The organism is Flavobacterium sp. RHBU_3, assembly GCF_046613565.1.
Classification (GTDB): domain Bacteria; phylum Bacteroidota; class Bacteroidia; order Flavobacteriales; family Flavobacteriaceae; genus Flavobacterium.
The window spans coordinates 292,116-305,456 of record NZ_JBKJHC010000004.1 but is presented as its reverse complement, the minus strand read 5'-3'; the positions used below and the strand labels follow the sequence as shown (position 1 = coordinate 305,456).

Genomic DNA, 13,341 nt, shown 5'->3' with positions numbered 1-13,341 from the left:
AATAATCTAAATATTGTATTTTCGCAAAAAAATGTAATATTTGCATTTATGGTTGAAGAAGAATACATACGCCTGATATTCGGGTTAAAAATGAAGCAGGTACGCAATGAAAAAGACCTGTCGCTTTTTGGGCTATCCAAAAAGACAGGCCTGTCTAAATCGTACCTTAATGAAATAGAAAAAGGTAAAAAATACCCCAAGCGCGACAAAATCCTGCAAATAGCCGATGCGCTGGAAACCACCTACGACCACCTGGTATCGTTAAAGCTGGATAAAAACCTTGCCCCCATAGGCGAAATACTGCAATCACGCTTACTGAAAGAAATCCCGTTGGATTTATTTGGCATACGCGAAAGCGACCTTATAGACATTATAGCAGAGGCTCCCGTTAAGGTAAATGCCTTTATCAGTACCCTGATAGAAATAGCCAAGCACTATAACCTAAGCCGTGAGAGCTTTTTCCTGGCGGCACTGCGCTCGTACCAGGAAGCACAAAACAACTATTTTGACGACTTGGAAAAAAAGGTAGAGCTGTTTGCCAAAGCCTACAACATAAACCTCGACGAAAAAATAAACCCGCAGGAGCTGGAAGACATACTGCGCGAAGAATACGGCTATAGTTTTAACTACGATGCGCTGGGGCAGTACCGAGAGCTAACCAACCTGCGTTCGGTTTTTGTGCCGGAAACAAAAACACTGCTACTGAGCCACTCGGTAGACGATTCTCAAAAAACGTTTATTTATGCCAAGGAAATAGCCTACAACTACCTGGGCATACAAGACAGGTTGTACACGTTTTCGTGGATAAAGTTTGACAGCTTTGACCAGGTGCTTAATAACTTCTTTGCATCGTATTTTGCAGGCGCACTGATTATTCCGCGCAAAAAGCTTGTAAACCTGCTAAAGGACTTCCTGGCCCTGGACGAATGGCAACCCGAGCTGCTACAAAACATGATGGAACAGTTTACCGGTTCGCCCGAAACCTTCTACCAGCGCCTAACCAACATACTCCCTAAGGATTTTAACATGCGGAACATTTTCTTCCTGAGGTTTTCCCACAATCCGGCAACTGATGATTTCAGACTGGAAAAGGAACTGCACATTACTAACCTGCAGGAACCGCATGCCAATGAAAACAACGACCATTACTGCCGCCGATGGGTAGGCCTGCGCACCCTTAAGGAAATAGCCGCAACAAAAACACGGGCAGCCTTTGGGGCACAGATTTCGCAATATGTAAATACCGAAAACGAATACCTGGTGCTGTCATCATCTATGGAAGACCCGTTTCGTAACGGCAAATACCGCAGCATAGCACTGGGCATACTGCACAATAAAGACCTGGTAAACAAAGTACCTTTCCTTAAAAAAGATCCTATACCCCGTATGCAGGTGGGGGTTACCTGCGAAAGTTGCGCTATTACCGATTGTGATGTACGTGCCGCAGCCCCTACCCGACTGCAAAAAAAGGCGCAAAACAAACGTACCGAAGAGGTAGTAGAAGAGCTTACCGCAAGGTTCAGCAAAAAAGATTAAAACACTGATTTACAATTTTGTAGCATAAAAGCCTACAATACAAATAAAAAGCCTAACTTTGCAGGCTAATTTTAAAGCCGCTGTATAGCGGCATTACATTGAATGAAATTTGAAGATTTAAACTTAATAAGCCAGTTGCAGCAGGCGCTTGCCGATGAAGGCTATGAAGCACCTACACCCATACAGCAACAGGCTATTCCTATAATAATAGACGGTAAAGACCTTGTAGGCTGTGCCCAGACCGGGACAGGAAAAACTGCAGCCTTTGCCATACCTATCATAAACAACCTGCACCCTATTGTAGGTGCTGCAAAAAAGGTAAAATACATTCGTACACTGGTAGTAACCCCTACCCGCGAGCTGGCACTACAAATAGCCACAAATTTTGATGCGTATGCCAAGTATACAAACATACGTACCCTTACCATTTTTGGCGGTGTGAACCAAAACCCACAGGTAGACCAGCTTAAAAAAGGCGTTGATGTACTGGTAGCCACTCCGGGCCGCCTGTTGGATTTGCACAAGCAGGGGTTCATTAACCTGGACCACATGCACCACCTGGTGCTGGACGAAGCCGACCAGATGCTGGATATGGGCTTTATAAACGACGTAAAAAAGATTATAAAGCTTACCCCTGATAACAGGCAAACACTACTGTTTTCGGCTACTATGCCACTGCCGATACGCGAACTTGCCGACAGTTTCCTTACCAAGCCCGAATACGTATCGGTAACACCAATATCGTCTACTGCCGAGAAGGTAAAGCAACATATGTACCTTGTGGGCAAGGAAGACAAGCGCAAGCTGCTGTACCACCTTATCCGCAACGAAAACCTGAACAACGTACTTATCTTTACCCGTACCAAGCACGGTGCCGATAACGTAGTTAAGGCACTAAAAAAACACGGTGTAGAAAGCGGTGCCATACACGGCGATAAATCGCAAAGTGCCCGCCAGCGCGTGCTCGATGCATTTAAGAACAAAGAAATCCCTGCGCTTGTAGCTACTGATATTGCAGCGCGCGGTATAGATATAGAGAGCCTGCCTTACGTTATAAACTTTGACCTTCCAAATATCCCGGAAACCTATGTACACCGCATAGGGCGTACCGGACGTGCCGGTAACAGTGGCCTTGCCATATCATTCTGTGGGCGCGACGAACTGCCTTACCTTAAGGATATAGAAAAGCTTATAGGACAAAAGATAAAGGTTATAGACGGCCACCCTTATCCTTACAGCGACGAAGTAAAGCCTGAAGGTGCCAAGCCTGATTTTAGGAATAAGAAAAAGAATCCTAACAATAATAAGCCGGGGGGCGGATCCGTTAGTAATAACAACAGCGGCGCCCGAAGTGGCAAATCAAAGCCGGGTAACTCGAATTCGAGGAAATCGGCAGAATCGAAAAAAAATAAGAAACGCTGGTACTAACCGGCGTTTTTATTTTACAGGAATGTGTATTTTAGCCGCGTAAAACAGCACTATCAGCATGAAACGACTTGCAATTGTATTCTTTTTTATTTCAGGCATTGCCTTAGCTCAAAACACTCCTGCCAAACCGGCTGCTAACGAATGGGATGTACTCGATAAAGCTTTTATAAGCCTTATTGAAGCCCTGACCAAAGGCGACCAGGCTAAATTTGTTGCGGTTTCGTTATCTAAAATTGAATGCGCTGAATGTGCCGAAGCCGGCGATTATAACCCAAGCGCTTTCTTTGTACCCGCAGGCGAATACTTTGGCAGCATAGCCAAAGGTTTTAAGCAGTCGGCGCTGTATAAGGCCCTTGCAAAAAGAGGATACGGATTCAGTTCGGCATTGATGAAGAACATGACCGTGCCTGGACTTAAGAACAGCAAGGAAGTAAAAGTTTATGATGTATGGGTAGACACCTACCTGCCGGGCGAACTTTCTAAAGGGCACCCGGGCATGCGCCAAGCTTTCCGCTTTGTTAAGGTAAACGGCAAGTTTAAGTTTTACGGGATTATTTCGTAGTTAGCTAAACATAAGTAAACACAAAAGCGAAAAATAGTGCATCACGCCCATGTATGCGCATCAGGGTTTTGTTGTAAAAGAGTTTTTTATACCTTTAAAAAATATAAGCAACTTCAATCTTAAGAGCATTTGGCACGTTTACTTACCCATTTATTATTTCCACATGTAGCTGCAAACCCTAACGCTCTTAATAAAGCTGTTTGTAATAAAACCATAGTAATTACAGGAGCAACATTTGGCATTGGTGAGGCAACGGCGCTTTTACTTTCAAAGTACCAACCGAATTTAATTTTGATAGCCAGGACTGAAGAAAAATTAGCCCAGCTTTGTAAAACCATACAAGAAAACGGCGCCACGTGTACTGCTATCGTGGCAGATTTGTATAATGATGCCGAAATTGATGCAGTAATAACACACCTGAAAGAATTAGATACCATAGATATTTTTATTTCAAATGCAGGAAAATCAATTACGCGGTCGTTACAGGAATCATTAAACCGGTTTCATGATTACACGCGCACCAATACACTAAATTATCTGGCGCCTGTAAAATTATTATTGGCCATTACACCGCTACTAAGCCATTCAAAAGGCACAATTGTAAATGTTTCGGCACTTAATGTGCTGTTACTCTCTGCGCCAAAATGGGCGGCTTACCAAGCTTCTAAAACGGCATTTGACCAATGGTTCCGATGCAATGCGGCCGAGTGGAAATGCATGGGAATAAATGCTAAAACAGCATATTTCCCTCTTGTACGTACCAGAATGATAGCCCCTAACAAAAGATATGAAAACTATCCGGCTATGACACCCCAACAGGCAGCTGTAAGAATAGCAAAGCTGTTATACAAACACAATACATATTACAAACCGTGGTGGGCTGTAATGGCACAAACTGCCGGTTTTTTTGGCAGGCGTATTTGGGAAAGATTTACTTTAATAAGCCTGAAGAAATAAATGGCAACGTTGTATTCTAACATAAAAGCCATTGGATTAAAACGCTTAACCGCCCTTTTACCTGCTGTATACAGCCACGGTTTTACATTGCCCGCCCTACTTAAATCGATGCTTACAAGTACATCATCAGCATACCTTGAAGATGACACAAAACGAATTTCGTATGCTCAACTTTACGCGCTAAGTACAAGCACTACACGGTTTATAAACAATACGTTTAATATTACCCCAAAAAGTAAGGTACTCCTTATAAGCCACAATTCCATCGAATTTGTAACACTGCTTTTTGGTGCGTCCGGCACAGGTGCTAATGTTTTTTTACTTAACCCCAACCAAACACCTCAATTTTACCAGGACTTTATATCATCAACAAAGCCACACCTGATTATATGTGAACCGGAATTGAAAATGCATTTTATTAATTGTAATATTCCTGTTTTATGTACCACCTGTGATATTCCTGAAAGTAAAGAATTAAAAACAACTTGGCGCAGAAAAAGCAACATTACAATACTATCCAGCGGTTCTACAGGTGTGCCGAGCCAAGAAAAGCGAAAAACTACTGTATTACCGTTTTTAAGCCCGCTGGCTGAAATAATCCGAACGCTTAAGCTTGAGGAAAACACAGCTGTCTTGGTATCTACGCCATTATTTCATGGCTATGGGTTGGCAGCCTTTTTATTATCTGTGTTCTTAGGCAAGAATATACGGCTTACCCGAAAGTTTGATGCAGACAAAACTGGGAAACTCTTAGAAAACGGTATTGATTGTTGGGTTGCAGTGCCTTTGATGCTACAGAAGCTACATAACGTAGATAAACTTAATGTGAAAATAATTACCGGTGGCGATGTTTTACCCCGCCATGTTGTTAACCAAATCAATACAATACCCACCATACAGCTTTACAATATGTATGGCACATCTAAAACCGGGGTATGTACTATAGCTACACCCGACGATTTAAAAAAACATCCGGGAACAATTGGGCGTATGATGCATGGTATTGAGGCAAAAATATCTGATAGCGGAGAATTACTGGTAAAATGCCCTTGGGCAGCAGATGATAATAAGGAAGGCTACAATGCCACGGGAGATATTGTAACTAAAAATTCTGAAAGCTTTTATTTTTACAAAAGCCGTAAAGACGATATGATGGTTATTGGTGGAGAAAACATTTATCCCTTAGAACTGGAAAATATATTATACACCCACCCCAATGTAAATTGGGTAAAAGCCGGAAGCACTATGGGTAACGATGCTGTACCTGCTATTTTTGCCGAAGTAGTGTTACGCGATACATCAGAATTGGCTAAAAAAGATTTTAATAACTGGGCCATACAGCATTTACCGCGCTATATGATGCCAAAATCAGTGGTATATTTAGAGGAAATAAGAGCTACCAAACTGCTGGTTAACTAAGATCAGGCTTCATATTTTTTCGAAATAACTTTCAAAATATTTTGAAAGTTTAAAAACAATTACTTACCTTTGGTACATGGAATTCGGAGAAGCTAAAAATAAGTTCATACAAACCTGGGGCGCATTAGGCTCTCAATGGGGTATAAACAAAACCATGGCGCAGATACACGCCCTGCTTATGGTAGCGCCCGAAGCCCTGAGTATGGAGGAAATTATGGAGGAGCTGCACATAAGCCGCGGTAATGCCAGCATGAACCTTCGCTCGCTAATGGACTGGGGCATTATTTATAAAGAGCTGAAACCGGGCGAACGCCGTGAGTTCTTTGTAGCCGAAAAAGACCTGGACGAACTTGCCGTGAAAATAGCCCAGGAACGTAGCCGCCGCGAAATTAAACCTGCCCTTAAGGTACTTAAAGATGTATCGTCGTTTTCTAACGAGGATCATTCTACCGAGGCCAAAACCTTTAGGGAGCAAACCGCCAAGCTGTACGATTTTGTACTGAAAGCCGACAATATGATAGAAAAAGTTACTGAACACAAAGACAACTGGATAGCACGTCTGGTTATGAAAATAATGCGCTAAAAAATTTTACACACATATTTCAAATATTTTTGAAAGTTTAAAACAATCAATATTATGAAAACAATCCATACAATTAACTCAATCGCTACATGGGCTACACTCCTGCTGTACATATCTATCTTTTTTGGTATGTACGCGCAGATTGTTTTAGGTCCATTACAGCTCTTATTGGCGGTAATTATTTCTGTCATTTACTATAAAGAATTAGATCAGCATCATAAAAAACTAATAACAAACTATTGGACTGCTGCTGCAATTGCCTTATTTATTGTTTTTTGTGCTTGGGCTACTGATTTTTACACTCCGGCAGTGGCAATAATTTCCCTTTATTTAATTCCCATGACGGTAGCCTGTTACTTTTTGTATGTTACCAATAAACTGAATAAGTACCTTAGCCATGAACCTTAACCTCCTTGCCTATTGCATCTTCCTGTTCAGCACAGTCTACATTATTGTGGTAATAGGGAGAATCTGCTACCGCAATGGTAACACCTACGTGCTGTCGCTTATACCCGGGCATCAGGAGCTTTGCCTGCGCATTAACCGCATACTGCTTACAGGCTACTACCTGGTTAACATTGGTTACGCCGCCACTACCCTATCTAACTGGAAACAAATACACACAGTTACCGATTTAACAGTTACCCTTAGCAGTCGCATTGGTTATATCATTTTACTGCTTGCCATACTGCACTATACCAACCTTTTTATACTAACCCGTTACCTTAAAAAACTCATTCACTAACTATAAAATCTTTTATATATGGAAACTTCAAAAATTCTTATCGGTTATTTTATTTACCTGCCCGTAGCCATAGCCCTTACGCTCATTGTAAGCCGAACCCTGTTTAAAAACGCACGCATATTTATGCTGGATATTTTTAAAGGCCGTACCGAAATAGCCGATGCCACCAACAAGCTTTTTGAAACCGGGTTTTACCTGCTTAACCTGGGTTTTGCACTGATGATACTGCGTATCAACCTTTACCAGGACAGTTACCAGGAACTGGTAGAAGCACTAAGCTATAAGATAGGCGGCTTTAGCATTTACCTGGGCATTATGCTGTTCCTTAACCTGTATTTCTTTTTCCGTGGAAAACGCAAAGCCAAAGAAACTGCTACTGAAGACAAAATAGTGTTTAAAATGTAAGATTATGAAAACCCTGAGACACCAAACCCTGGTTTACGATAAAGACTGCCCCCTGTGCAGGGCGTACACGGCAGGCTTTGTAAAAACCGGCATGCTCGACGAAAACGGCCGCCTCCCCTATGCCGACCTCAACGCAGAGAGCTGCGCCTTTGTGGATGCCGACCGCGCCCGTAACGAAATTGCGCTGATAGACCACAAGAGTAAAACCGTTACCTACGGCATAGACAGCCTACTGAAAGTACTGGGGCACTCCATGCCGTTCAAACCAAATCCGCTTGAAGTAAATCTAAAAAATCCCGCATAGCTTGTTAATGCCATGCGGGATATAATTTGAGTTGGTCATAAATGTTAATCAGCTTCCGATATCTTATCTAAATATTCGTTTATTTCATTTAGCCTGTCTTCAGGAAAATTTAAATCATTAGTTAAATAAACCATATACTTCTTCCTGAATTCTGGAAATGTTTCTTTATTTGCCAGATAAGCCACAGTGGGAGCAGCAATAAACCAACTCGCTGCTGTAAACCAATCTTTAGACATATTGGCATATTTTGCATAAAAACTATTTAAAAAATCTATATCATAACATTTTTTAATAAATTCAATCGCGTAATCGTTATATATTTTCCAAAACGTTTCTACAGCATTTTCAACATCCTCAGGAGAAAATGTTTCAAAATTTAGAGTACGATTACCTGTAAAGGTTCCAATATTGACTATACACGTTGGATTTATGAATTGCTGTGTATCATTGACAAATTCATTTGTAAGATTTATTAATTGCTGAATTTTTTCTATTCTTACTTCAACAAAAAACTTAATATCATACCGTTTAAGCCCTGCATATTCAGCCGTGCTAAAAAACATACCGTCAAAGCCAAAATCATTGGGCTTTATAAATTCCTGTCCTTTTCTGTTTGCCTTATAACCCAGAGGAACAAATTTTTCTTTCAATAAATCGAAACATAACTTTTTTACATCTTTTGAAAACATAATTTCTCAAGTTTAGTTTATAATTTTTCCATCCATACACATACATCGATAGTGCAGTGTAATACCGGTAAGGTTACTTAAAAGTGGCTTCGGATTTGAGTTTAATACTGCTGAAAAAGCTATCAGAAACATTATTAACTATTAATGCAATAAAGCGGATTACACTATGGTATCCTTAAAATCTCAAAACACTTTTTCTCGTAATTCCATGCAATTTCAATGTCATCAGATGCTCCATTACCATCTTTGTTTGCCATAACTATTACAAAATGGTCGTTGCCTTTCGATACGCTTTTATAACCATAAAAGCCATCGGGATTTACCACAGTGTCTAAGCCCTCTACAGTAAATAATTTACTTTTATCCACTTTGTACAGAGTATCATTTTTATCTCCCAATATAATAAGCCTGTCGAATATTGAATCTTTCTTATACGCCACATAAGCTTTGCCAAGCAGTACGCTGTCGTTACTTTTCAGCTCATGAAAAAAGGCAAACTGACTACCCGAATCAAATTGTTTATCAACACCTTTTGCATTTATTTCATTCTGCCTTGCAGGATTTGAATTGCCATTTTTGGCACATGAAAAGAATACAAAAGCAAGTAAACAGGTAAAATTTCTCATAAATATCTGATCTTATTATGATGGCTGTAAAAAGTAACGCAAGATATTGAAAAATTAGGTAGCGTGGATTTCCAGTCAATACTATTCAGCAGATGCTTTAGCTATTGTAACTCCCACCCCGCCCTGCAGGCACCCCTCCGAAGGAGGGGAATACCACTCTACTGTTCCTGTACTACAATTCCCCTCCTTCGGAGGGGTGCCTGCAGGGCGGGGTGGGAATTCGATAGCGCATATTACACCACCCTATCCAGAAACAACAATAACACAAGCCAAAACACAGGCACGCTCTCCACCCAAAACAGCGTATAGTATTTAGAGCGTTGCGGGGTGGCAAACTGCGTAAACAACCCCACCATAAGCAGCAGCATTACATTGGCTACCAGCTGGTGGAAATCGGTATGGGTTTTAAAAAACTCCAGGAAATAGAACAGCGCCAGTAAAAACAGGTTGAGCAAACGGGTATTTTTAATGCCTATTTTTTGGGGTACGGTTTTCAGTGCAGGGTCGTCTACACTCAGGTCGATGATTTCAAAAATCAGGATGAGGATAATAACCAGCAGAAAGCGCTGGCAAAACTTCAACCAGGTATCGTGCCCTAAATCCAGTCCGGCATTAAGCAGCGGCATCAGGGTGGTAACCCCCGCCCAGCATAGTGCCACTATGTATATTTTTATCCCGGCAAGGTTGCGCAGGTTACCCTTAGAAGAAACCGGCACCGCATACAGCACCGCAAACACAAATAAAATCAGCGCGGCAAGCTGTGCTTTTACCGAAAGCATAAAAAAGCACCACGCCCCTGCCCCTAATGACAAAACACTGATAACCAGCACAGCCTTATGAAATGCACTTAGCGCAAGCCTGTACCTGAAACGGCTTTCGTATTTAATAAAATTGTACCCAAACAACGTTCCGAAGAATGCAAAGCCCGCCATATAAGCGTTTACCGGCAATGAAAACATATGGAACGTCATTAATACAAGGCTCAGCACAGCAACCGATACGTGGATGCTGGCATGGATGTAAAAGCTAAACAATCGTTTTAGTACCGTCATGTTTACAAAATTAGCGAATATCACAAAGGTTATTAACTTGTGTTGAAAAATTCACAAAATCACGTTGTTGTGCAGATAAAAATTTGAATAAAAATGACTAATTTTGTGCCTTTAAAAACAACGCACTCAACACAACATGAAAACAGATGCTTTTGCTTTGAGGCACATTGGGCCAAGGGAGGCTGACCTCCAACAAATGTTTAAAACAATTGGCGTGGAAAACATGGACCAATTGATCTACGAAACCCTTCCGGACGACATCCGCCTGAAAGCACCGCTAAACCTGGAGCCTGCGCTTACTGAGTATGAGTACATGAACCATATTACTAAGCTGGGCCGCACTAACAAAATTTTCAGGTCGTACATCGGTTTGGGCTACCACCCTGCCATTGTACCGGCACCTATTCAGCGTAATATTTTCGAAAACCCGGGCTGGTATACTGCTTATACTCCGTATCAGGCAGAAATAGCACAGGGCCGCCTTGAAGCGCTGCTTAACTTCCAGACTACTGTAATAGAACTTACAGGCATGGAAATAGCTAACGCATCGTTGCTGGATGAAGGTACTGCCGCTGCCGAGGCTATGGCATTACTTTTTGATGTGCGTACACGCGACCAGAAAAAGAACAACGTAAACAAATTCTTCGTTAGCGAAGAAATACTTCCTCAAACCCTTAGCGTACTGCAAACCCGTTCTACCCCTATAGGTGTAGAGCTTGTGGTAGGCAACCACGAAACGTTTGATTTCTCAGCCGATTTCTTTGGTGCCATACTACAATACCCGGGCAAATATGGCCAGGTATACGACTATGCAGGCTTTATTGCCAAAGCTAAGGAAAACGGAATAAAAACTGCTATTGCAGCCGATATTTTAAGCCTTTCAGTACTTACATCACCGGGCGAGCTTGGTGCTGATGTTTCTGTAGGTACTACACAGCGTTTTGGTATCCCTATGGGTTACGGCGGACCTCACGCTGCATTCTTCGCTACAAAAGAAGAATACAAGCGTTCTATGCCGGGCCGTATCATTGGTGTTACTATCGACACTAACGGTAACCGTGCACTGCGTATGGCGCTTCAAACCCGTGAGCAGCACATTAAACGCGAAAAAGCTACCTCTAACATCTGTACTGCGCAGGTACTGCTTGCTGTTATGGCAGGTATGTATGCCGTATACCACGGTCCTAAAGGCCTACAGTACATAGCCGGTAAAGTACACGCTGCTGCTGCAACTACTGCCGATGCCCTGAACAAACTTGGTGTATACCAAACCAATACTGCTTTCTTTGACACTATTGTTGTAAAAGCTGATGCTACTAAAGTTAAGGCTGCTGCCGAAGCTAAAGAAATCAACTTCTACTACGTAGACGAAAACACCGTAAGCATAGCATTTAACGAAACTACATCGGTAAACGATGTTAACGATATTATAGCGGTATTTGCTGAAGTTACCGGAAAAACTGCTGAGACAGTTACCGAACTAACTGCATCTGTAAGTTACCCTGAAACACTTGCACGTACCAGCGAGTACCTTAAGCACGAGGTGTTTAACAAATACCACAGCGAAACGGCTCTTATGCGCTACATCAAAAAACTGGAGCGCATGGACCTTGCCCTGAACCACAGTATGATTTCTCTGGGTTCTTGTACCATGAAGCTGAACGCTGCGGCTGAAATGCTTCCGCTAAGCTTACCAAGCTGGAACAGCATTCACCCTTTTGCTCCGCTTGAGCAGGCACAAGGCTACCAAACCATGCTTAAAAAACTGGAAGAGCAGCTAAACGTAATTACAGGTTTTGCAGGTACTACCCTACAGCCAAACAGTGGCGCACAGGGTGAGTATGCAGGCCTTATGGTTATCCGCGCTTACCAGGAGTCTATAGGACAAGGCCACAGGAACATTGCCCTTATCCCGGCTTCGGCTCACGGAACTAACCCTGCTACGGCTCACATGGCCGGTATGGAGGTTGTGGTTACCAAAACTTCTGAAAACGGAAACATAGACGTAGAAGACCTTAAAGCCAAAGCAGAACTACACAAGGACAACCTTGCCTGTCTTATGGTTACCTACCCGTCTACCCACGGTGTATACGAGGCTTCTATCATAGAGCTTACCAAGATAATCCACGAAAACGGCGGACAGGTTTATATGGACGGCGCTAACATGAACGCTCAGGTTGGCCTTACCAACCCTGCTACTATTGGTGCCGACGTATGTCACCTTAACCTGCACAAAACCTTTGCCATCCCTCACGGTGGCGGTGGTCCCGGTGTTGGCCCTATCTGTGTAGCGGAGCACCTTGTACCGTTCCTGCCTACCAACCCGGTTGTGGCTACAGGTGGCGATAAGGCCATTACAGCTATTTCGGCTGCTCCATGGGGTTCTGCCCTTGTATGCCTTATTTCTTACGGTTACATCACTATGCTGGGTGCCGAAGGCCTTACAAGCGCTACAGAGCACGCTATCCTTAACGCTAACTATATTAAAGAGCGCCTTGCCGGCCACTTTGATACACTATACACTGGCGAAATGGGCCGTGCCGCTCACGAAATGATTCTTGAGTGTCGTCCGTTTAAAGCAAACGGTATTGAGGTAACAGATATAGCCAAACGTCTTATGGACTACGGTTTCCACGCGCCTACGGTATCATTCCCTGTGGCAGGCACACTGATGGTAGAGCCTACCGAAAGTGAAAACCTTGAGGAGCTGGATCGTTTCTGCGATGCCATGATCTCTATCCGTAAGGAAATTGACGAAGCTACCGCCGAAGACAAGAACAACGTACTGAAAAACTCTCCGCACACGCTTGCCATGCTTACTGCTGATACATGGAGCCTTCCATACAGCCGTGAAAAAGCAGCCTACCCGCTGGAGTACCTTCAGGAGAACAAATTCTGGCCTGCAGTACGCCGCGTAGACGATGCGTATGGCGACCGTAACCTGGTTTGTTCTTGTGCGCCTATAGAGGCCTACATGGAAAACTAAGAGTTTCTCTTTTAAATAAATTTAGCCACGAATTACCTTATATTCACTA

General features: G+C 42.7%; 15 protein-coding genes. 12 read left to right on the top strand and 3 right to left on the bottom strand.

The window, feature by feature from the left end:
- Positions 1 to 48 precede the first annotated feature (48 nt).
- From ACLI1A_RS07750 to ACLI1A_RS07705, 10 genes are all read left to right on the top strand, one after another.
- Complete coding sequence (locus ACLI1A_RS07750; protein WP_411407820.1) at positions 49 to 1,536, top strand: helix-turn-helix domain-containing protein; 1,488 nt, start codon at positions 49 to 51, stop codon at positions 1,534 to 1,536.
- A gap of 102 nt (positions 1,537 to 1,638) precedes the next feature.
- Positions 1,639 to 2,964, top strand: coding sequence for a DEAD/DEAH box helicase (locus tag ACLI1A_RS07745; RefSeq protein WP_411407818.1), 1,326 nt, complete (start codon positions 1,639 to 1,641; stop codon positions 2,962 to 2,964).
- 58 nt (positions 2,965 to 3,022) lie between these two features.
- Positions 3,023 to 3,526: a hypothetical protein gene (locus tag ACLI1A_RS07740; RefSeq protein ID WP_411407816.1), complete on the top strand. Its 504-nt coding sequence runs from the start codon at positions 3,023 to 3,025 to the stop codon at positions 3,524 to 3,526.
- A gap of 129 nt (positions 3,527 to 3,655) precedes the next feature.
- Complete coding sequence (locus tag ACLI1A_RS07735; protein ID WP_411407814.1) at positions 3,656 to 4,483, top strand: SDR family NAD(P)-dependent oxidoreductase; 828 nt, start codon at positions 3,656 to 3,658, stop codon at positions 4,481 to 4,483.
- Positions 4,484 to 5,902, top strand: coding sequence for a class I adenylate-forming enzyme family protein (locus ACLI1A_RS07730; RefSeq protein ID WP_411407812.1), 1,419 nt, complete (start codon positions 4,484 to 4,486; stop codon positions 5,900 to 5,902).
- A 76-nt stretch (positions 5,903 to 5,978) separates the two neighbouring features.
- Entirely contained in the window at positions 5,979 to 6,485 is a 507-nt protein-coding gene (locus ACLI1A_RS07725) for a GbsR/MarR family transcriptional regulator (RefSeq protein ID WP_411407810.1), read from the top strand.
- A 54-nt stretch (positions 6,486 to 6,539) separates the two neighbouring features.
- Entirely contained in the window at positions 6,540 to 6,893 is a 354-nt protein-coding gene (locus tag ACLI1A_RS07720; protein ID WP_411407808.1) for a hypothetical protein, read from the top strand.
- Positions 6,883 to 7,230 carry a hypothetical protein gene (locus ACLI1A_RS07715; protein WP_411407806.1) on the top strand — a complete coding sequence of 116 codons (348 nt, stop codon included), beginning with the start codon at positions 6,883 to 6,885 and terminating at the stop codon, positions 7,228 to 7,230. The genes ACLI1A_RS07720 and ACLI1A_RS07715 overlap by 11 nt, the downstream gene beginning before the upstream one ends.
- Before the next feature lie 18 nt (positions 7,231 to 7,248).
- Positions 7,249 to 7,635, top strand: coding sequence for a hypothetical protein (locus ACLI1A_RS07710; protein WP_411407804.1), 387 nt, complete (start codon positions 7,249 to 7,251; stop codon positions 7,633 to 7,635).
- A 4-nt stretch (positions 7,636 to 7,639) separates the two neighbouring features.
- Entirely contained in the window at positions 7,640 to 7,939 is a 300-nt protein-coding gene (locus tag ACLI1A_RS07705; RefSeq protein WP_411407802.1) for a hypothetical protein, read from the top strand.
- Positions 7,940 to 7,983: 44 nt separating this feature from the next.
- Here ACLI1A_RS07705 and ACLI1A_RS07700 read toward each other — a convergent pair whose 3' ends face one another.
- Positions 7,984 to 8,628, bottom strand: coding sequence for a hypothetical protein (locus ACLI1A_RS07700; protein ID WP_411407800.1), 645 nt, complete (start codon positions 8,626 to 8,628; stop codon positions 7,984 to 7,986).
- A 61-nt stretch (positions 8,629 to 8,689) separates the two neighbouring features.
- Between ACLI1A_RS07700 and ACLI1A_RS07695 the strand changes: the two genes are divergently transcribed.
- Positions 8,690 to 8,773, top strand: a complete 84-nt coding sequence (locus ACLI1A_RS07695) for a hypothetical protein (protein WP_411408036.1) — start codon at positions 8,690 to 8,692, stop codon at positions 8,771 to 8,773.
- 19 nt (positions 8,774 to 8,792) lie between these two features.
- Here ACLI1A_RS07695 and ACLI1A_RS07690 read toward each other — a convergent pair whose 3' ends face one another.
- Together ACLI1A_RS07690 and ACLI1A_RS07685 are read right to left on the bottom strand one after the other, a co-directional pair.
- A complete protein-coding gene (locus ACLI1A_RS07690; protein WP_411407798.1) occupies positions 8,793 to 9,254 on the bottom strand; it encodes a hypothetical protein in 462 nt (153 codons plus the stop codon).
- A gap of 233 nt (positions 9,255 to 9,487) precedes the next feature.
- Positions 9,488 to 10,306: a hypothetical protein gene (locus ACLI1A_RS07685; protein ID WP_411407796.1), complete on the bottom strand. Its 819-nt coding sequence runs from the start codon at positions 10,304 to 10,306 to the stop codon at positions 9,488 to 9,490.
- A gap of 136 nt (positions 10,307 to 10,442) precedes the next feature.
- Between ACLI1A_RS07685 and gcvP the strand changes: the two genes are divergently transcribed.
- On the top strand, positions 10,443 to 13,292 hold the full coding sequence (gcvP, locus tag ACLI1A_RS07680; protein ID WP_411407794.1) for an aminomethyl-transferring glycine dehydrogenase: 2,850 nt from the start codon (positions 10,443 to 10,445) through the stop codon (positions 13,290 to 13,292).
- Positions 13,293 to 13,341 lie beyond the last annotated feature (49 nt).